This window comes from Kitasatospora sp. NA04385 (genome assembly GCF_013364235.1).
Lineage (GTDB): Bacteria > Actinomycetota > Actinomycetes > Streptomycetales > Streptomycetaceae > Kitasatospora.
Window position 1 is genome coordinate 1,315,865 of sequence record NZ_CP054919.1, and the last position, 18,537, is coordinate 1,334,401.

Sequence of the window (18,537 nt, forward strand, 5' to 3'; positions counted from 1 at the left end):
GCGCTCCCTGGGGTTGCAGCGGCTGCTGACTGAATGCGCTCGGAAGTCCCGAGGCATCCGGAAAGACTTGATTCCTGGAGTGGAGTGTAACGGTCGGCTACCGATCGTGGGTGATCCCTGCGAAGGTCTGTCGTGTCCGGGGCGTGAATCACACCGGAAGGATCTCCGCCGGTCAGGACGGGTCGCGGTCGAACCGACCGGCCGGGGGGATCCAACTACCCGGACGACCAGGGACGTTGCCCGATCAGCGCCCGGTCTCCGGCTCCGCGCGGGGCAGCCGGGCGACGACCTGGTCCCAGATCGCGTCGGCCAGGATCTCCTTCGGACTGTCCGCGATGTGGACTTCGGAGCCGTCCGCGCCCAGCAGGACGGCGCTGTTGGTGTCCTGGCCGAACGCCTTGCCGTCGCCGACCTCGTTGACCACCAGCAGGTCGCAGCCCTTGCGGGCGAGCTTGGCCCGGCCGTGCGCCAGCACGTCGTCGGTCTCGGCGGCGAAGCCGACCACCACCTGCCCGTCGCGGGCCCGGTCGGCCGAGACCTCGGCCAGCACGTCCGGGTTGCGGACCAGCGCGATCGGCGCGGGCTCGACCCCGTCCACCTTCTTGATCTTGCCGGTGGCGTACTCGGCGGGCCGGAAGTCGGCGACCGCGGCGGCCATCACCACCGCATCGGCGTCCTCGGCGGCCCGCAGCACCGCCTCGCGCAGCTGCAGCGCGGTGCCGACCCGGACCACGTCCGCCCCGGCCGGGTCGGGCAGCGCGGTGTTCGCGGCGACCAGGGTGACCCGGGCGCCGCGGGCCACCGCGGTGGCGGCCAGCGCGTGGCCCTGCTTGCCGGAGGAGCGGTTGCCGAGGAAGCGCACCGGGTCGAGCGGCTCGCGGGTGCCGCCCGCCGAGACGACCACGTGACGGCCCGCCAGGTCGCGCTCCGGGGCGCCGGGCGCCAGGCCGCCGCGGCGCAGCACGTGCCGGCAGAGCGCGAAGATCTCCGCCGGGTCGGGCAGCCGGCCCTTGCCGGTGTCGACGCCGGTGAGCCGGCCCACCGCGGGCTCGACCACGATCGCGCCGCGCCGCCGCAGCGTGGCGACGTTCTCCTGGGTGGCGGGGTGCTCCCACATCTCGGTGTGCATGGCGGGCGCGAACACCACCGGGCAGCGCGCGGTCAGCAGGGTGTTGGTCAGCAGGTCGTCGGCCAGGCCGTGGGCGGCCTTCGCCAGCAGGTCCGCGGTGGCCGGGGCGACCACCACCAGGTCCGCCTGCTGGCCGATCCGCACGTGCGGGACCTCGTGCACCCGCTCCCAGGTCTCGGTGGCCGCCGGCCGCCCGGACAGCGCCGCCCAGGTCGCCTCGCCGACGAAGTGCAGCGCCGCCGCGGTCGGCACCACCGTCACCTCGTGCCCGGACTCGCTGAACCTCCGCAGCAGCTCACAGGCCTTGTAGGCGGCGATCCCGCCGCTCACCCCGAGGACCACACGGGACGCGTTCATGACGGTCGGCTCTCCTTGCTGCGACGCTGCGACACCCGCGGCGACGGGCCCGCGCCCACCTTACGACCCCTCGGCGCGCGGCTGCGACGTGTCACCGGGCACACGCGCCGCAGGGCCCGCCCCGGTGCCGGACGGCATCGGAACGGGCCCTGCGGAAGCTCTCGGGGCTCAGGCGCCCTCGACCGCCTCGGCGGTGAGCAGGCCGGCGTTGATCTCGCGCAGCGCGATCGACAGCGGCTTCTCGTGCACGTGGGTGTCGACCAGCGGGCCGACGTACTCCAGCAGGCCCTCGCCCAGCTGCGAGTAGTACGCGTTGATCTGGCGGGCGCGCTTGGCCGCGTAGATCACCAGGCTGTACTTGGAGTCGGTGGCCTCGAGCAGCTCGTCGATCGGCGGGTTGATGATGCCCTCGGGCGCGGTCATCGAAGAGGACACGCTGAACCTTCCGAAGTGGTTTTGTCAGGACCGGCTGGATGCAGCCGATCCGGTCAGGCTACACCGAGCAAGGCTAGCAGTTCGGCCGCTACCTGCTCGACGGAGGTGTTGACAAGGGTCGTGTCGAACTCCGCCTCGGCCGCCAGTTCGACCTTGGCCACCGCGAGCCGCTCGTCGATCACGTCCTGGGGCTCGGTGCCGCGGCCGGTGAGCCGGCGCACCAGCTCCTCCCAGCTCGGCGGGGCCAGGAACACCAGCTGGGCCTCGGGCATCGACTCCTTGACCTGCCGGGCGCCCTGGAGGTCGATCTCCAGCAGCACCGGCTCGCCCTTGTCGAGCTTGTCGAGCACCGCCTGCCGCGGCGTCCCGTACCGGTTCCCGGCGAAGACCGCCCACTCCAGCAGTTCGCCGTTGGCCACCAGCTTGTCGAACTGCTCGTGGTCGACGAAGTGGTACTGCACGCCGTCGCGCTCACCGGGACGCGGGTGCCGGGTCGTCGCCGACACCGAGAGCCACACCTCGGGGAACTGCTTCCTCATATGAGCGACGACCGTGCTCTTGCCGACCCCGGAGGGGCCGGAGAGCACGGTCAGCCGCGGACGCTCACTCATGTACCGATTATCCCGGATCGCGGACGTTCCGCCGACACCGGCCTCCGGTCAGGAGGCCGCGCCGCCGAACTCCCGCTCCAGGGAGGCGATCTGGTTCGTGCCGAGGCCGCGCACGCGACGGCTCTCGGAGATGCCGAGGCGCTCCATGATCTGCTTGGCGCGCACCTTGCCGACACCCGGCAGGGACTCCAGCAGGGCGGAGACCTTCATCTTGCCGATGACCTCGTCGTCGGACTTGCCGGCCTTGATGACGTCGTGCAGCGAGGCGCCCGAGTGCTTCAGCCGGTTCTTGACGTCGGCACGCTTCCGGCGAGCCTCGGCGGCCTTGGCGAGCGCGGCGGTGCGCTGTTCGGGAGTAAGGGGCGGAAGAGCCACGCCGTTCACCTCAGGTGTGGATGGAAGGGATGAGCCATGACTTGGTGGTGCCCGGACGCCACAGGTCTCTGACCTGCGGAGGTGGCCGTGACCACCGCCAACTGGCGTCCTACCGCCGGACACTACCCAACTTGGGCCGCCGCGTCAGGAAAAGAACACGAAAAGTCCAGGTCAGCAGGGGCCGACCTGGGAGTTTTCCGGTCAAATCAACCGAGTTGACGGCCGATAACTCATGCGTTTGTGACGGCCCTCACATCGTCGACGAAGGTCTGCGCGGCCTGCCGGAGCGCCGTCACGGAGGGTCCGTGCCTGAGCACGTCGCGGCTCACCGAGGGCACCACGTTGCGCACCTGGTCGCCGAAGACCCGGGGCAGGTCGGCCGCGCTGGCGCCCTGCGCGCCCACCCCGGGGGCCAGCAGCGGGCCGTTGATCGCCAGGTCGACGCCCGCGTCGGCGAGCGTCGCGCCGACCACCGCGCCGAACGAGCCCAGCGGCTCGGCGCCCGCGTTCTCCGCCGCCAGCCGCGCCAGCACGGCCTGGGCCACGCTGCGCCCGTCCGCGCCGACGGCGCGCTGCACCTCGTGCCCCTCCGGGTTCGAGGTCAGCGCCAGCGCGAACAGCCCGCAGCCGTTGGCGTGCGCCAGGTCGACGGCCGGCTGCAGCGAGCCGAAGCCCAGGTACGGGCTGACGGTCAGCGCGTCGGAGAACAGCGGGCTGTCCGGGGAGAGGAACGCCTCCGCGTACGCGGCCATGGTCGAGCCGATGTCGCCGCGCTTGGCGTCCATCAGCACCAGCGCCCCGGCCTCCCGGGCCTCGGCCACCGAGCGCTCCAGGACGGCGACGCCGCGGCTGCCGAAGCGCTCGAAGAACGCGGCCTGCGGCTTGAGCACCGCGACCCGGTCCGCCAGCGCCTCCACCACCGTGCGGGAGAAGGTCTCCAGGCCCGCCAGGTCGTCGTTCAGCCCCCAGGCGGTGAGCAGCGAGGCGTGCGGGTCGATGCCGACGCAGAGCTGGCCCCGGGTGTCGAGGGCGGTCCGCAGCCGGGTGCCGAAGGGCGTGGTGTCAGTCATCGCTGTCTTTCGTCGAGGTGGTGCGGTGGGCGAGCCCCACCGCGTCGGTGTAGGCGGCGAAGCCGCGGGCGGTGAGTTCCGCGCGCAGTTCGTCGAGGATGCGCAGCGGCGCGGTCGGGTCGCGCAGCAGCTCGGAGCCGACGGCGACGCCGGACGCGCCGGCCAGGGTGAGTTCGAGGGCGTCCCGGCCGGTGCGGACCCCGCCCATGGCGAGGATCGGCACCGCGGGCATCCGCCCGGCCCGCATCGCGGCGTGCACCTGGAACACGCAGTGCACGGCGATCGGGCGCAGCGCGGGCCCGGACAGGCCGCCGAGGCCGCCGGGGCCGCCCAGCGCGGGGCGGCGGGCGTCCAGGTCGATGGCCATGCCGCGGGCGGTGTTGACCATGGACAGGCCGTCGGCGCCGGCCGCCGCGCAGGCGGCGGCGACCTCGGTGACGGTGCCGGTGTCGGGGGCGAGCTTGGCGTAGACGGGCAGGTCGGGCGCGGCGGCCTTCACGGCGGCGACCACGTCGTAGCTGACCGCCGGGTTGGCGGCGAACAGCAGGCCGCGGTCGGCGGCGCCGGGCGCGGACAGGTTCAGTTCCAGGGCCCGCACCCCGTCCCGGCCGGACAGCCGGGCGGCCAGGTCGGCGAAGTCCTCCAGCCGGTGCCCGCCGATCGACACCACGGTGCGCACGCCGCGCTCGGCCAGCCAGGGCAGCTCGCGCCGCAGGAAGCCGTCGATGCCGGGGTTCTGGCCGCCGACCGCGTTCAGCAGCCCGGCCGGCACCGGCACGATCCGCGGCCCGGGCAGCCCCGCCCCGGCCCGCGGCAGCACGGTCCGGGTGGTCAGCGTCCCCAGCTGGTCCAGCGGCGTGAACCGCGCCAGCTCCCGCCCGTACCCGGCACACCCGGCGGCGGTCGACAGCGGATTGGGCACCGTCCCACCCCCCAACGGCGCCGTGAGGTCCACCTCCTGACGCCCCGTCACCAGACCACCCCGACCACCACGCCCACACCCCGCCGCACCCGCCGCCCACAGCTCCGCCCGGCCGCCCCGGGCACTCCGGCCGCGATCCACCGCGCCAAGCGCCCGACAGCCCGACCCCGCCCGACACACCCGCCCGACCCAGCACCCGCCCACCCGGCCCCGATCCGCACGCGGCACCCGCAGAACCACCCGGCCGCCACAGGCACTCCCGCACCCCGTCGCACCCGGCGCCCGACAGCCCGATCCCGCCCGGCCCGTTCTCCGTTCTCGCGCGGTGCCTTCACTCCCCCGCTCCTTCCACGTCCGTCGGCACGGTGTCCAGGCCGTTCCAGCGCACCCGGGCGCCGGTGCCGAGCGGGGCGATCAGGTCGAGCAGCGGCGGCGGGTCGGCGGGCAGCAGCAGGTCGAGGGTGTCGCCGTCGGCGCGCAGGACGGGGACGGCGCGGCGCAGGACGTCGACGCTGCCGTCAGGGGCGGCGAGGGCGGCGAAGTGCCCGGGCCGGAACCGGGCCGCGGCCGTCGCGCAGCGCACGGTGACCCGTCGGGCGGGCCCGTCGGCCCGGGTGCCGACCACCTCGGCCCGGACCACCACCGGATTGGCCATCCCCGCCGTTCCCTTCCTCTCCTCCGCGCCTGCCGCCGCAGCGATCGGCAGCCGCCGGTCAGCAGCCGCCGCTCAGCGGTTGCCCTTGCCCACCGCTTCGCCGATGGTGGCGTACCCGGCGGCGCGCAGCCGGGCCGACAGGCCCCGGTGGACCTTGCGCATCCAGAACGGGCCCTCGTAGATGAAGGCGGAGTAGCCCTGGACCAGGTCGGCACCGGCCAGGATGCGCTGCCAGGCGTCCTCCGCGGTCTCGATGCCGCCGACGGAGACGAGGGTGAGCCGGCCGTCGGTGCGCTTGCGCAGGCGTTCCAGCACCTCCAGCGAGCGCTCCTTGAGCGGGGCGCCGGAGAGGCCGCCCATGCCGATCTCCTCGATCCGGTCGGCGGGGGTGCGCAGGCCCTCGCGGCCGATGGTGGTGTTGGTGGCGATGATGCCGTCGAGGCCGAGGTGCAGGGCCATGTCGGCGATCTCGTCGATGTCCTCGTCGGCGAGGTCGGGGGCGATCTTCACCAGCAGCGGCACGTGGTGGTTGGTGACCTCGTCGGCGGCCTTGCGGACGTCCCACAGCAGCGGGCCGAGCACCTGGACGGCCTGGAGGTTGCGCAGTCCGGGGGTGTTCGGCGAGGAGACGTTGACGACCAGGTAGTCGGCGTAGGGCGCCAGCGCCCTGGCGCTCTTCAGGTAGTCGGCGGTCGCCTCGTCCTCGGGCACGGCCTTGGTCTTGCCGATGTTGACGCCGATGACGGGGGTGTTGCTGGTGTGCGGGCGGGCGGCGAGGCGGGTGGCGACCCGGGCGGAGCCCTGGTTGTTGAAGCCCATCCGGTTGATCAGCGCGCGGTCCTCGACCAGGCGGAACAGCCGGGGGGCGGGGTTGCCGGGCTGCGGCTCGCCGGTGACGGTGCCGATCTCGACGTAGTCGAAGCCGAGCATGGACAGGCCGTCGATGCCGATGCCGTTCTTGTCGAAGCCCGCGCCGAGGCCGAACGGGCCGGGCAGGTCGAGGCCGAGGGCGGTGGTGCGCAGCCGGGGGTCGCGGGGGGCGAGCACGGCGCGCACCAGCGAGCGCAGGCCGGGCACCGAGCGGGCCAGCCGGATCCAGAAGAACGCCAGGTGGTGGGCCTTCTCCGGGTCCATCTTCTTGAACACCAGGTTGAACAGGAGCTTGTACATCGCGGGTTGGACCTCCATCAGCCGAACGGGGCCGGGACATGGACGTGGGGGGCAGCCGGCGACCGGACCGGCGTGCCCCCCACGGTTTCGACCTAGTTGCGGCCGGAGTTGATCAGCGCCGCGTGCTCCTGCAGCGACATCACGCCGGCCTCGCCGCGCCGCAGCTCGGCGATGCCCTGGACGGCCGCGCCCATCGCCTGCACGGTGGTCAGGCAGGGCACGCCCCGGGAGACCGCGGCGGTGCGGATCTCGTAGCCGTCGAGGCGGCCGCCGGTGCCGTACGGGGTGTTGATGATCAGGTCGACCGCGCCCTCGTGGATCAGCTGGACGATGGTCTGCTCGCCGTTCGGGCCCTCGCCGTCGGAGTGCTTGCGCACCACGGTGGCGGGGATGCCGCCGCGCTGGAGCACCTCGGCGGTGCCGGTGGTGGCGAGCAGTTCGAAGCCGAGCTCGACCAGCGCGCGGGCCGGGAAGACCAGGTTGCGCTTGTCGCGGTTGGCGACCGAGACGAACACCTTGCCCGTGGTGGGCAGGGCGCCGTACGCGCCGGTCTGGGACTTCGCGTAGGCGGTGCCGAAGACCCGGTCGATGCCCATGACCTCGCCGGTGGAGCGCATCTCGGGGCCGAGCACGGTGTCCACGCCGCGGCCGTGCACGTCGCGGAAGCGCGACCACGGCATGACGGCCTCCTTGACCGAGATCGGCGCGTCGGCGGGCAGGGTGCCGCCGTCGCCGTCGGCGGGCAGCAGGCCCTCGGCGCGCAGTTCGGCGACGGTGGCGCCCAGCGAGATCCGGGCGGCGGCCTTGGCCAGCGGCACGGCGGTGGCCTTGGAGGTGAACGGCACGGTGCGGGAGGCGCGCGGGTTGGCCTCCAGCACGTACAGGATGTCGCCGGACAGCGCGAACTGGATGTTGATCAGGCCGCGCACGCCGACGCCCTTGGCGATGGCCTCGGTGGCCGAGCGCAGCCGCTTGACGTCGTACCCGCCGAGGGTGATCGGGGGCAGCGCGCAGGCGGAGTCGCCGGAGTGGATGCCGGCCTCCTCGATGTGCTCCATGACGCCGCCGAGGTACAGCTCCTCGCCGTCGTAGAGGGCGTCGACGTCGATCTCCACCGCGTCGTCGAGGAAGCGGTCGATCAGCACGGGGTGCTCGGAGATCAGGCCGGCGTGCCGCTCCAGGTAGGAGGCGAGCGAGGGCTCGTCGTAGACGATCTCCATGCCGCGGCCGCCGAGCACGTAGGACGGGCGGGCGAGCACGGGGTAGCCGATCTCGTCGGCGATCGCCTTGGCCTCCTCGAAGGAGAACGCGGTGCCGTGCTTGGGGGCCGGCAGGCCGGCGTCGCGCAGCACCCGGCCGAACGCGCCGCGCTCCTCGGCGAGGTGGATCGCCTCCGGCGAGGTGCCGACGATCGGCACGCCGTTGTCCTTGAGCGCCTGGGCCAGGCCGAGCGGGGTCTGGCCGCCGAGCTGGACGATCACGCCGGCCAGCGGTCCGGCCTGCTGCTCGGCGTGGACGATCTCCAGCACGTCCTCCAGGGTGAGCGGCTCGAAGTAGAGCCGGTCGGAGGTGTCGTAGTCGGTGGAGACGGTCTCCGGGTTGCAGTTGACCATGACGGTCTCGTACCCGGCGTCGGCGAGCGCGAAGGAGGCGTGCACGCAGGAGTAGTCGAACTCGATGCCCTGGCCGATCCGGTTGGGGCCGGAGCCCAGGATGATCACGGCGGGCTTGGTGCGCGGGGCGACCTCGCTCTCCTCGTCGTAGGACGAGTAGAAGTACGGGGTCCTGGCGGCGAACTCGGCGGCGCAGGTGTCGACGGTCTTGAACACCGGGCGGATGCCCAGCGCGTGCCGCACCTCGCGGACCACGTCGGCCTTCAGGCCGCGGATCTCGCCGATCTGCTGGTCGGAGAAGCCGTGCCGCTTGGCGTGGCGCAGCAGCTCGGGGTCGAGCTTCTCGCCCTCGCCCAGCTCGACGGCGATCTCGTTGATCAGGAAGAGCTGGTCGACGAACCACGGGTCGATCCGGGTGTGCTCGAACACCTCCTCCGGGGTGGCGCCGGCCCGGATCGCCTGCATGACGGTGTTGATCCGGCCGTCGGTGGGGACCTCGGCCTTCGTCAGCAGTTCGGACTTGTCGCCGGTCTCGCCGACCCAGCTGAACTGGGAGCCCTTCTTCTCCAGCGAGCGCAGCGCCTTGTTCAGCGCCTCGGGGAAGTTGCGGCCCATCGCCATGGCCTCGCCGACCGACTTCATGGTGGTGGTCAGCGTGGCGTCGGCGGACGGGAACTTCTCGAACGCGAACCGGGGCACCTTGACGACGACGTAGTCGAGGCTCGGCTCGAAGGAGGCCGGGGTCTGCTCGGTGATGTCGTTGGGGATCTCGTCCAGCGTGTAGCCGACGGCGAGCTTCGCGGCGATCTTGGCGATCGGGAAGCCGGTGGCCTTGGAGGCCAGCGCGGAGGAGCGCGAGACGCGCGGGTTCATCTCGATGACGATGACCCGGCCGTCCTCGGGGTTGACCGCGAACTGGATGTTGCAGCCGCCGGTGTCGACGCCGACCTCGCGGATCACGGCGATGCCGATGTCGCGCAGGACCTGGTACTCGCGGTCGGTGAGCGTCATCGCCGGGGCGACGGTGATCGAGTCGCCGGTGTGCACGCCCATCGGGTCGAAGTTCTCGATGGAGCAGACGACCACGACGTTGTCGTGCTTGTCGCGCATCAGCTCCAGCTCGTACTCCTTCCAGCCGAGGATGGACTCCTCCAGGAGCACCTCGGTGGTCGGCGAGAGGGCCAGGCCCTGTCCGGCGATCCGGCGCAGGTCCTCCTCGTCGTGCGCGAAGCCGGAGCCGGCGCCGCCCATGGTGAAGGAGGGGCGGACCACGACCGGGTAGCCGCCGAGGGTCTCGACGCCGGCGAGGACGTCCTCCATCGAGTGGCAGATCACCGAGCGGGCGGACTCGCCGTACCCGATCTTGGCGTTGACGGCCTCGACGACGCCCTTGAAGAGCTCGCGGTCCTCGCCCTTGTTGATCGCCTCGACGTCGGCGCCGATCAGCTCGACGTCGTACTTCTCCAGCGTGCCGGCCTTGTGCAGGGAGATCGCGGTGTTCAGCGCGGTCTGGCCGCCGAGGGTCGGCAGCAGCGCGTCGGGGCGCTCCTTGGCGATGATCTTCTCGACGAACGCCGGGGTGATCGGCTCGACGTAGGTGGCGTCGGCGATCTCCGGGTCGGTCATGATGGTCGCCGGGTTGGAGTTGACCAGGATGACCCGCAGGCCCTCCGCCTTGAGGACCCGGCAGGCCTGCGTGCCCGAGTAGTCGAACTCCGCCGCCTGGCCGATGACGATCGGACCGGAGCCGATCACCAGGACGGACTTGATGTCGGTGCGCTTAGGCACGCTGGCCCTCCATGAGCGAGACGAAGCGGTCGAAGAGGTAGGCGGCGTCGTGCGGGCCGGCTGCCGCTTCGGGGTGGTACTGCACGCTGAACGCGGGGACGTCGAGCGCCTGGAGGCCCTCGACCACGTCGTCGTTGAGGCAGACGTGGGAGACCTCGACCCGCCCGAAGGGGGTGTCGCTCACCTGGTCCAGCGGCGCGTCCACGGCGAAGCCGTGGTTGTGGGCGGTCACCTCGACCTTGCCGGTGGTGCGGTCCTGCACCGGCTGGTTGATGCCGCGGTGGCCGTACTTGAGCTTGTAGGTGCCGAAGCCGAGGGCCCGGCCCAGGAGCTGGTTGCCGAAGCAGATGCCGAAGAACGGGGTCTTCTTCGCCAGCACGCCGCGCAGCACCTCGACCTGCCGGTCGGCGGTGGCCGGGTCGCCGGGGCCGTTGGAGAAGAACACGCCGTCGGGCCGCACGGCGTAGATGTCCTCGACGGTGGAGTTCGCGGGCAGCACGTGCACCTCGATGCCGCGCTCGGCCATCCGCTGCGGGGTCATGCCCTTGATGCCGAGGTCGAGGGCGGCGACGGTGAACTTCTTCGTGCCGACCGCCGGGACGACGTAGGTCTCCTTGGTGGCGACCTCGGCGCACAGGTCGGCGCCCTTCATCTCGGGGGCCCGCTGCACCTTGGCCAGCAGCTCGGCCTGGTCGGCGACGGCCGGGCCGGAGAAGATGCCGACCCGCATGGCACCGCGCTCGCGCAGGTGGCGGGTGAGCGCGCGGGTGTCGATCCCGCTGATGCCGACCACGCCCTGGCGCTCCAGCTCCTCGTCGAGGGAGCGCTTCGAGCGCCAGTTGGAGGCGACCCGGGAGGGGTCGCGGACCACGTAGCCGGACACCCAGATCTGCTGCGACTCGTCGTCCTCGTCGTTCCAGCCGGTGTTGCCGATCTGCGGAGCGGTCATCACGACCACCTGGCGGTGGTAGGACGGGTCGGTCAGGGTCTCCTGGTAGCCGGACATGCCGGTGTTGAAGACCGCCTCGCCGAAGGTCTCGCCGACCGCGCCGTACGCCTGGCCGCGGAAGGTCCGGCCGTCCTCCAGGACGAGCACGGCGGGCACTCGCTCCCGCCTGGTGCGCTGCGTGGTGGGGGCAGGTGCGGTCATGTGGCGGCCTCTTCCGTCTTCATCGTCTTCGTACGTGTCACTAGTGCCTCGACGGCCTCGACCCAGTCCTCGTGCGCGTCGGCGGCGTCCAGCCGGAAGCCGCTCTCCAGCGCGCGGTCACCGTGCGTCCAGCCGACCACCAGCAGTCCGCTCGGCACGACCTTGCCGGCGATGCCGGAGTCGGTGCGGGCGCCGGTGAGCGCCTCGGCGGGGATCCACAGGTCGGCCTCGCCGGGGCGGCGGGCCAGCAGGCCCCGCTCGGTGAGGGTCAGTTCGGCGAGGCTGCGCGTTCCCAGGCCGTGCGCGACGACCCGGTCCAGCCAGTTCCCGGCGGTGGTGGAGCCGTGGTAGCGGCCGGGGGCCGCCAGCAGCGCCGGGCCGGGCCCGGCCGGCACCGCGGGGAGCTCGGGCAGGTCGGACTGGAGGGTGCGCCGCCAGTTCCAGCCCTGCCGCATCAGCCAGTACACCAGCGCGACCAGGATCAGCAGCCCGACCGTCGCGCCGATGTACCCGGGCCAGTCGGTGACGTGGCCCCTGTCGGTGGCGAGCGGCATCAGCGCTCGACCAGTTCGCCGGCGAGCACGGTGGCCTCGCCGCGCAGGAAGGTGGCGTGCACCCGCCCGGGCAGGTCCATGCCCCGGTACGGGCTGTTGCGGGAGCGGGTCGCGAAGGTGTCGGGGTTCACCACTCCACGGTACGCGGGATCGAACAGCACCAGGTTGGCGGGCTCGCCCACCGAGACGGGGCGTCCGTGCCCGGCGAGCCGGCCGATCCGGGCCGGGCGGTGCGACATCCGGTCCGCGACGCCCTCCCAGTTCAGCAGGCCGGTGTCGACCATGGTCTGCTGCACGACCGACAGCGCGGTCTCCAGGCCGACCATGCCCATCGCGGCGACCGCCCACTCGCAGTCCTTGTCCTCCGCGGGGTGCGGGGCGTGGTCGGTGGCGACGGCGTCGATGGTGCCGTCGGCCAGCGCCCGGCGCAGCGCCTCGACGTCCGCGGCGGTGCGCAGCGGCGGGTTGACCTTGTACACCGGGTCGTAGCTGCGGACCAGCTCGTCGGTGAGCAGCAGGTGGTGCGGGGTGACCTCGGCGGTGACGTCCCAGCCCTTGCCCTTGGCCCAGCGGACGATCTCGACCGACCCGGCGGTGGACAGGTGGCAGATGTGCACCCGGGAGCCGACGTGCGCGGCGAGCAGCACGTCCCGGGCGATGATCGACTCCTCGGCGACGGCGGGCCAGCCGCCCAGGCCCAGCTCGCCGGAGACCGGGCCCTCGTTCATCTGGGCGCCGGCGGTCAGCCGGGGCTCCTGGGCGTGCTGGGCGACGACGCCGTCGAAGGCCTTCACGTACTCCAGCGCGCGGCGCATGATCACCGCGTCGTCCACGCACTTGCCGTCGTCGGAGAAGACCCGCACCCCGGCGGCGGAGTCGTGCATCGCGCCGAGCTCGGCGAGCTGCTTGCCCTCCAGGCCGACGGTGACGGCGCCGACCGGCTGCACGTCGCAGTAGCCGGACTCGCGGCCCAGCCGCCAGACCTGCTCGACCACGCCGGCGCTGTCGGCGACCGGGAAGGTGTTGGCCATCGCGTGCACGGCGGTGTAGCCGCCCATGGCGGCGGCCCGGGTGCCGGTGAGCACGGTCTCGGCGTCCTCGCGGCCGGGCTCGCGCAGGTGGGTGTGCAGGTCGACCAGGCCGGGCAGGGCGATCAGGCCGTGCGCGTCGATGTCGATGTCGGCCCGGACGTCGAGGCCCTCGCCGATCGCGGCGAAGACGCCGTCGACGATGTGGATGTCCTGGGGGGCGCCGCCGAGGATCTGGGCGTTGCGGATCAGGTAGGTGGTCACTGGGCGGCCTCCGGGAGTTCGGTGGTGCGGGGGGCGTCGGCGGGGGCGTCGGCGAAGACGGCGCCGCCGAGCAGCAGGTAGAGCACGGCCATCCGGACCGAGACGCCGTTGGCGACCTGCTCGACCACGGTGCAGCGCGGGGAGTCGGCGACCTCGGCGGTGATCTCCATGCCGCGGACCATCGGGCCGGGGTGCATCACGACGGCGTGCTCGGGCAGCCGGGCCAGCCGGGCGCCGTCGAGGCCGTAGCGGCGGGAGTACTCGCGCTCGGTGGGGAAGAAGGCCGCGTTCATCCGCTCGCGCTGGACGCGGAGCATCATCACGGCGTCGACCTTGGGCAGCACGCTGTCGAGGTCGTAGGAGACCTGGCAGGGCCAGGTCTCGATGCCGATCGGCAGCAGGGTCGGCGGGGCGACGAAGACCACCTCGGCGCCGAGCGTGGTCAGCAGGTGCACGTTGGAGCGGGCGACCCGGCTGTGCAGGATGTCGCCGACGATGGCGACCCGGCGGCCGGCCAGGTCGCGGCCGGGGCCGGGGTTGAGGTGGCGGCGCAGGGTGAAGGCGTCCAGCAGGGCCTGGGTGGGGTGCTCGTGGGTGCCGTCGCCGGCGTTGATCACCGAGCCGTGCAGCCAGTCCGAGCCGGCCAGCCGGGCGGGCGCGCCGGAGGCGTGGTGCCGGATGACCACGGCGTCGGCGCCCATCGCCTGCAGGGTCAGCGCGGTGTCCTTGAGGCTCTCGCCCTTGGAGACCGAGGAGCCCTTGGCGGAGAAGTTGATGACGTCCGCGGACAGCCGCTTCTCGGCGACCTCGAAGGAGGTCTTGGTGCGGGTGGAGTCCTCGAAGAACAGGTTGACCACGGTGCGGCCGCGCAGCGTGGGCAGCTTCTTGACGGCCCGCCCGGAGAACTGGGAGAGCTCCTCGGCGGTGTCCAGGATCAGCAGGGCGTCGTCGCGGCCGAGGTCGGCGGTGGAGACGAGGTGGCGCTTCACGCGGTTCTACTCCGGGAGTTCGGGGTCGGCGGCCAGGGCCTGGGAGGAGCGGGCGGCGTAGTCGCGGTCGCCCAGCAGGACGGCGTCCAGGCCGTCGGACTCGGCCAGCCGGACCTGCACGGCCTCGCGCAGCGAGGTGGGCAGGTTCTTGCCCACGTAGTCGGCGCGGATCGGGAGCTCGCGGTGCCCGCGGTCGACCAGCACGGCGAGGCGGACGGCGCGCGGGCGGCCGATGTCGCTGAGCGCGTCGAGCGCGGCCCGGATGGTGCGGCCGGAGAACAGCACGTCGTCGACGAGGATGACCAGCTTGCCGTCGATGCCCTCGGCGGGGATCTCGGTGTGCTCCAGGGCCCGGGCGGGCTTCAGCCGCAGGTCGTCCCGGTACATGGTGATGTCCAGCGTGCCGAACGGGATGTCCCGGCCGGTGATCTGGGTCAGCCTGGCCTGCAGCCGGCGGGCGAGGTGGACACCGCGGGTGTGGATGCCGAGCAGCACCACGTCCTCCGCGCCCTTGGCGCGTTCCACGATCTCGTGGGCGATCCGGGTGACGACCCGGGCGATGTCGGTGGCGTCCAGCACCTGGTGCGGGGCGCGGGGGGTCGAACTGGGTGTGGTCATGCCGAAGCGGACCTCCTTCCCCGCCTCACGGGACGGGTCTTAAAGGATGTCTGGAATGGTTTCCGGCCGCAGCCGGAGCCTCGCCCATGGTAGCAGCGTGCTGATCGGAGCCCGTTCGCCGCCCGTTCGCACGAGTGCCCCATTCGGCTTGACGCGCAACCCTCACTCTACGTAACCTCACAGTGAGTTACGAAGGTCCTCCCCAGGGAGCCTCGTCGCTCACATTTCAGCGCACGCGAAGCAATCTCGTCCGGGGAGATCCATGTCCAGCGACTACGCGAAGCAGCTCGGAGCCAAGCTCCGGGCGATCCGCACTCAGCAGGGGCTCTCCCTGCACGGCGTCGAGGAGAAGTCCCAGGGTCGCTGGAAGGCTGTGGTCGTCGGCTCCTACGAGCGCGGCGACCGCGCGGTCACCGTCCAGCGCCTCGCCGAGCTGGCCGAGTTCTACGGCGTACCGGTCCAGGAGCTGCTGCCCGGCGGCACCCCGGGCGGCGCCGCCGAGCCGCCGCCGCGCCTGGTCCTCGACCTGGAGCGGCTCACCCAGGTCCCGTCCGAGAAGGCCGGCCCGCTGCAGCGCTACGCCGCGACCATCCAGTCGCAGCGCGGCGACTACAACGGCAAGGTGCTCTCGATCCGCCAGGACGACCTGCGCACGCTGGCCGTCATCTACGACCAGTCCCCCTCGATCCTCACCGAGCAGCTGATCAGCTGGGGCGTGCTGAACCCGGACGCGCGGCGCGCCGTCCGCGAGGAGGACGGGAGCTGACCCGCGGTCGGCTCCCTGCTTGAAGAAACGTCACGGCGGGGCGGAGTCCGGTGCGACCGGTTCCGCCCCGTCGGCGCACCCGCTCAGACCACCGTGCCGAGGCTGAAGCCGGGGCCCGCGGCCACCCCGGCCACCGCCAGCTCGGCCGGCGACCACTCGTAGCCGGTGCTCCGCCAGGCCCAGGCGACCTGCCGGTACTCGCCGCACAGCGCGCCGGAGCCCTGGGTGCCGTGCAGCACCGCGGCGCCCGGCAGCTCGCAGTACAGCCCGGCGCACAGCACGGCGGTGACCAGGTCGAGGTCCTCGTCGTTGATCCGGACCGCGCCGTCCTCCCAGTGCAGCACCCGGGCCCGGGCCTCCAGCGGCCCGCCCGGCGCGTCCACCACCACCCGGAACTCGTAGGCCCCGCAGCCGGCGCCCACCAGGACCCGCCGGAACACCTCGGACGCCTGCTGGTACGTCCACCGCACCCGCGGGTCGGCCGAGGCGCCCTCGGCGCCGCACAGCGCGCCGTCCATCAGCAGGTCCGCGTAGCGCAGCGCGAGGCCGCCCTCGCGGGCCCGGACCAGCCGGGGCAGGAAGTCCGCCAGGTCCTCGCCGCGGTAGGTGACCAGCTGGGTCTGGAGCGGCGGGTTGACCAGGTAGCCGTCCCGGGCGGCCTGCTCCCGCACGTCCAGCCCGTGCAGCAGGCAGTAGTCCGCGAAGTCCTCCGGGTGGAACAGCCGGGCCCGGACCGTGCCGTACTCCTCGACCGCCTCGGCCAGCAGCTCCCCGGCCTCCCGCAGGTACGTCGGGTAGTCCGGCGCGTCCGTCACCCCCCAGGACCGGACCCGCTCGAAGTCCGCCTCCCCGGCGAGGATCCCCGTCACGAACGCCTCCTCGCCCCGTCGCGAGGGCTCTGCACTGCAACGGCGCGGCCGGCGGCTGTTCCTGGACATCGGTGGCTCCCGGGGATCTCGGTCGAGCAACTGCTGCCCCAGTCCTCCCCGCCCACACCCGTCCCACACGCACGGCCTGTCACAACTCTGCAACTGACCGTCAGGAGAAGGGCCGCTGAACATCCCTCACCTGGGCGCCATGGCCAACTGCCGGGACTGGGCGACCAGTCGGCCGTTCTCGTCCCAGACCTCGCAGTCCTCCTCGAAGTACCCGCCGGCCACGTTGCGGGTGGCGTGCGAGACCCGGAGCCAGCCGTCGGCGGGCAGCGCCCGGACGTGCACGGTGAGTTCGATGGTGGGGGCCCAGCCGGGGCGGCCGAGGTCGAAGGTGACCGGGGGGAGGGCGTCGGCGGCGAGGAGCAGCGAGAGCGCGTCGGCGGGGCGCTTGTCGGCGAGCCGGAACCAGCCCTGGATCCGGCCCTGCTTCGAGGGCCGGCCGACCGCCCAGCCGATGGTGGCCGGGTCGAGCCGCAGGTCGAGGCGCTCCAGCAGGGCGGCCTCGGCGAGGAGTTCGCGCGGGGCGTGCTCGACGCCCACGCACTGCTCGGGCGCGGGCAGCTGCGGCGGGAGCGCGGTGGTGGCGACCTCCCCGTCGAGCGCGGCGAGGTCGGTGAAGGAGGCGGTGACCCGCAGCCGCTCCCGGCCGTCCTGGGAGAGGACGGCGCTGCCGGTGGCGAGGCTGCGGCCGCGCCGGACGATCTCGGTGCGGACGGTGGCCGGGCCGGGCCGGGAGGCGGATATGTAGGTGCCGCTGACGGTGAGCGGGTGCGGGTGCGCCGCTCCGGCCTCCCGGGCGAGCGCGTGCGCGGCGAAGGCGAGCAGCAGGCCGCCGTTGACGCCGCCGCCGATCTGCCAGCCGTCGCCGAGTTCGCCGTCGTAGCGGCCGGGCTCGTCGGGGTGCGCGGTGAGCGCGATCCCCTGGTCGAACTCGAAGGCGGGGGTGGTTTCCGGCGTGGCTTCCGGCATGGCTTCGCGGCCCTTCTGCGCGGCGGGGCAAAGAACTACTTGCCGGTAGCTTACGCGCGGAGGCCGCCGGACCAACAGGTCCGGCGGCCTCCGGGGCGTGCGGCGCTCAGCGCCGGATGCTCGGCTTGAGCTCCATGAAACGGGCGAGCAGGCCGTTCACGAAGGCCGGCGACTCGTCGGTGGAGAACTCCTTGGCGATCTCCACGGACTCGTCCAGGACCACCGCGTCGGGCGTCCCGTCCTCCCAGATCAGCTCGTACGCGCCGAGCCGGAGCACGTTGCGGTCGGCGATCGGCATCCGGTCCAGCGTCCAGCCCACCGCGTAGGTGGAGATCAGGTCGTCGATGGTGCGCGCGTGCTGCGCGTAGCCCTCGACCAGCTGCATCGTGTACTCCGCGACCTGCGGAATGCCCTCGTCCGGACGGGGGTCGCGCGCCCGCGCGATCCAGTCGGCGAGCACCCGTTCGGGGGACACGCCTCGGTGGTCCGCCTCGAACAGGATCTGGAAGGCCCGGGTGCGGGCCTTGCTACGTGCAGCGGCCACGGTTACTTGACCCGGCCGAGGTAGCTGCCGTCGCGGGTGTCGACCTTGACCTTCTCGCCGGTGGTGACGAACAGCGGCACCTGGATCTCGGCGCCGGTCTCCAGGGTGGCGGGCTTGGTGCCGCCGGTGGAGCGGTCGCCCTGGACGCCCGGCTCGGTCTCGGCGATGACCAGCTCGACCGCGGCGGGGAGCTCGACGTACAGCGGGGCGCCCTCGTTCTGGGCGACCAGGGCCTCGAAGCCCTCCAGCAGGTACTTGGCGGCGTCGCCGACGGTGGCGGAGTCGACCGGGACCTGGTCGTAGGTGTCCATGTCCATGAAGATGAACGCGTCGCCGTCGCGGTACGAGTACTGCATGGTCCGCTTGTCGACGTTGGCGGTCTCGACCTTGATGCCCGCGTTGAAGGTCTTCTCGACGACCTTGCCGGAGAGGACCTCCTTCAGCTTGGTGCGCACGAAGGCCGGGCCCTTGCCGGGCTTGACGTGCTGGAACTCGACGACGGTCCAGAGCTTGCCGCCGTCCAGCTTGAGGACCATGCCGTTCTTGAGATCGTTCGTGGTAGCCACGGGCGCACTTACTCCTGATATGTCCGCTG

General features: G+C 72.6%; 19 protein-coding genes. 1 reads left to right on the top strand and 18 read right to left on the bottom strand.

Annotated features, from left to right (window positions below):
- Positions 1–244: 244 nt before the first annotated feature.
- The 14 genes from coaBC to pyrR all read right to left on the bottom strand — a co-directional run bounded on the left by coaBC (position 245) and on the right by pyrR (position 14,728).
- On the bottom strand, positions 245–1,486 hold the full coding sequence (gene coaBC / locus HUT16_RS05580) for a bifunctional phosphopantothenoylcysteine decarboxylase/phosphopantothenate--cysteine ligase CoaBC (protein WP_176186019.1): 1,242 nt from the start codon (positions 1,484–1,486) through the stop codon (positions 245–247).
- A 168-nt stretch (positions 1,487–1,654) separates the two neighbouring features.
- On the bottom strand, positions 1,655–1,921 hold the full coding sequence (gene rpoZ, locus HUT16_RS05585; protein ID WP_030459184.1) for a DNA-directed RNA polymerase subunit omega: 267 nt from the start codon (positions 1,919–1,921) through the stop codon (positions 1,655–1,657).
- A gap of 53 nt (positions 1,922–1,974) precedes the next feature.
- Positions 1,975–2,532 (bottom strand): guanylate kinase, encoded by a 558-nt coding sequence (gene gmk / locus HUT16_RS05590; protein WP_081973581.1) that lies wholly within the window; start codon positions 2,530–2,532, stop codon positions 1,975–1,977.
- Positions 2,533–2,580: 48 nt separating this feature from the next.
- Positions 2,581–2,907: an integration host factor, actinobacterial type gene (mihF, locus tag HUT16_RS05595; RefSeq protein WP_030459182.1), complete on the bottom strand. Its 327-nt coding sequence runs from the start codon at positions 2,905–2,907 to the stop codon at positions 2,581–2,583.
- 230 nt (positions 2,908–3,137) lie between these two features.
- Entirely contained in the window at positions 3,138–3,977 is an 840-nt protein-coding gene (gene pyrF / locus HUT16_RS05600; RefSeq protein WP_176186021.1) for an orotidine-5'-phosphate decarboxylase, read from the bottom strand.
- Entirely contained in the window at positions 3,970–5,139 is a 1,170-nt protein-coding gene (locus tag HUT16_RS05605; protein WP_368662673.1) for a dihydroorotate dehydrogenase, read from the bottom strand. Before HUT16_RS05605 ends, pyrF begins: the two co-directional genes overlap by 8 nt.
- Positions 5,140–5,230: 91 nt before the next feature.
- Positions 5,231–5,554, bottom strand: coding sequence for a hypothetical protein (locus tag HUT16_RS05610; protein ID WP_176186024.1), 324 nt, complete (start codon positions 5,552–5,554; stop codon positions 5,231–5,233).
- A gap of 72 nt (positions 5,555–5,626) precedes the next feature.
- On the bottom strand, positions 5,627–6,724 hold the full coding sequence (locus HUT16_RS05615; RefSeq protein WP_176192507.1) for a quinone-dependent dihydroorotate dehydrogenase: 1,098 nt from the start codon (positions 6,722–6,724) through the stop codon (positions 5,627–5,629).
- 92 nt (positions 6,725–6,816) lie between these two features.
- Entirely contained in the window at positions 6,817–10,125 is a 3,309-nt protein-coding gene (gene carB / locus HUT16_RS05620) for a carbamoyl-phosphate synthase large subunit (protein WP_176186026.1), read from the bottom strand.
- On the bottom strand, positions 10,118–11,275 hold the full coding sequence (gene carA / locus HUT16_RS05625; protein ID WP_176186028.1) for a glutamine-hydrolyzing carbamoyl-phosphate synthase small subunit: 1,158 nt from the start codon (positions 11,273–11,275) through the stop codon (positions 10,118–10,120). The genes carB and carA overlap by 8 nt, the downstream gene beginning before the upstream one ends.
- Entirely contained in the window at positions 11,272–11,829 is a 558-nt protein-coding gene (locus HUT16_RS05630; RefSeq protein ID WP_176186030.1) for a hypothetical protein, read from the bottom strand. Before HUT16_RS05630 ends, carA begins: the two co-directional genes overlap by 4 nt.
- The gene (locus HUT16_RS05635) at positions 11,829–13,121 is read right to left on the bottom strand and encodes a dihydroorotase (RefSeq protein WP_176186033.1); all 1,293 of its coding nucleotides are present in this window, start codon (positions 13,119–13,121) and stop codon (positions 11,829–11,831) included. The genes HUT16_RS05630 and HUT16_RS05635 overlap by 1 nt, the downstream gene beginning before the upstream one ends.
- Positions 13,118–14,110, bottom strand: coding sequence for an aspartate carbamoyltransferase catalytic subunit (locus HUT16_RS05640; protein ID WP_176186035.1), 993 nt, complete (start codon positions 14,108–14,110; stop codon positions 13,118–13,120). Before HUT16_RS05640 ends, HUT16_RS05635 begins: the two co-directional genes overlap by 4 nt.
- 6 nt (positions 14,111–14,116) lie before the next feature.
- Positions 14,117–14,728: a bifunctional pyr operon transcriptional regulator/uracil phosphoribosyltransferase PyrR gene (gene pyrR / locus HUT16_RS05645; RefSeq protein ID WP_176186038.1), complete on the bottom strand. Its 612-nt coding sequence runs from the start codon at positions 14,726–14,728 to the stop codon at positions 14,117–14,119.
- Between the two features lie 262 nt (positions 14,729–14,990).
- On the opposite strand from pyrR, the gene HUT16_RS05650 reads away from it, so the two are divergent.
- Complete coding sequence (locus HUT16_RS05650) at positions 14,991–15,494, top strand: transcriptional regulator (protein WP_176186040.1); 504 nt, start codon at positions 14,991–14,993, stop codon at positions 15,492–15,494.
- A gap of 83 nt (positions 15,495–15,577) precedes the next feature.
- Here the strand turns inward: HUT16_RS05650 and HUT16_RS05655 are convergent, their stop codons facing one another.
- The 4 genes from HUT16_RS05655 to efp all read right to left on the bottom strand — a co-directional run bounded on the left by HUT16_RS05655 (position 15,578) and on the right by efp (position 18,508).
- On the bottom strand, positions 15,578–16,363 hold the full coding sequence (locus HUT16_RS05655) for a hypothetical protein (RefSeq protein ID WP_176186042.1): 786 nt from the start codon (positions 16,361–16,363) through the stop codon (positions 15,578–15,580).
- Between the two features lie 195 nt (positions 16,364–16,558).
- Positions 16,559–17,398, bottom strand: coding sequence for a thioesterase family protein (locus HUT16_RS05660; RefSeq protein ID WP_176186045.1), 840 nt, complete (start codon positions 17,396–17,398; stop codon positions 16,559–16,561).
- A gap of 106 nt (positions 17,399–17,504) precedes the next feature.
- Positions 17,505–17,942, bottom strand: a complete 438-nt coding sequence (gene nusB / locus HUT16_RS05665) for a transcription antitermination factor NusB (protein ID WP_099897939.1) — start codon at positions 17,940–17,942, stop codon at positions 17,505–17,507.
- A gap of 2 nt (positions 17,943–17,944) precedes the next feature.
- Positions 17,945–18,508, bottom strand: coding sequence for an elongation factor P (efp, locus tag HUT16_RS05670; RefSeq protein ID WP_033252041.1), 564 nt, complete (start codon positions 18,506–18,508; stop codon positions 17,945–17,947).
- Positions 18,509–18,537 lie beyond the last annotated feature (29 nt).

Excerpts from the sequence above, each read along its gene's own strand:
- carA (WP_176186028.1), bottom strand. The coding sequence starts at position 11,275 with ATGACCGCACCTGCCCCCACCACGCAGCGCACCAGGCGGGAGCGAGTG.
- HUT16_RS05650 (WP_176186040.1), top strand. The coding sequence starts at position 14,991 with ATGTCCAGCGACTACGCGAAGCAGCTCGGAGCCAAGCTCCGGGCGATC.
- pyrF (WP_176186021.1), bottom strand. The coding sequence starts at position 3,977 with ATGACTGACACCACGCCCTTCGGCACCCGGCTGCGGACCGCCCTCGAC.
- coaBC (WP_176186019.1), bottom strand. The coding sequence starts at position 1,486 with ATGAACGCGTCCCGTGTGGTCCTCGGGGTGAGCGGCGGGATCGCCGCC.
- gmk (WP_081973581.1), bottom strand. The coding sequence starts at position 2,532 with ATGAGTGAGCGTCCGCGGCTGACCGTGCTCTCCGGCCCCTCCGGGGTC.
- HUT16_RS05630 (WP_176186030.1), bottom strand. The coding sequence starts at position 11,829 with ATGCCGCTCGCCACCGACAGGGGCCACGTCACCGACTGGCCCGGGTAC.
- HUT16_RS05610 (WP_176186024.1), bottom strand. The coding sequence starts at position 5,554 with ATGGCCAATCCGGTGGTGGTCCGGGCCGAGGTGGTCGGCACCCGGGCC.
- HUT16_RS05615 (WP_176192507.1), bottom strand. The coding sequence starts at position 6,724 with ATGTACAAGCTCCTGTTCAACCTGGTGTTCAAGAAGATGGACCCGGAG.
- pyrR (WP_176186038.1), bottom strand. The coding sequence starts at position 14,728 with ATGACCACACCCAGTTCGACCCCCCGCGCCCCGCACCAGGTGCTGGAC.
- HUT16_RS05660 (WP_176186045.1), bottom strand. The coding sequence starts at position 17,398 with ATGCCGGAAGCCACGCCGGAAACCACCCCCGCCTTCGAGTTCGACCAG.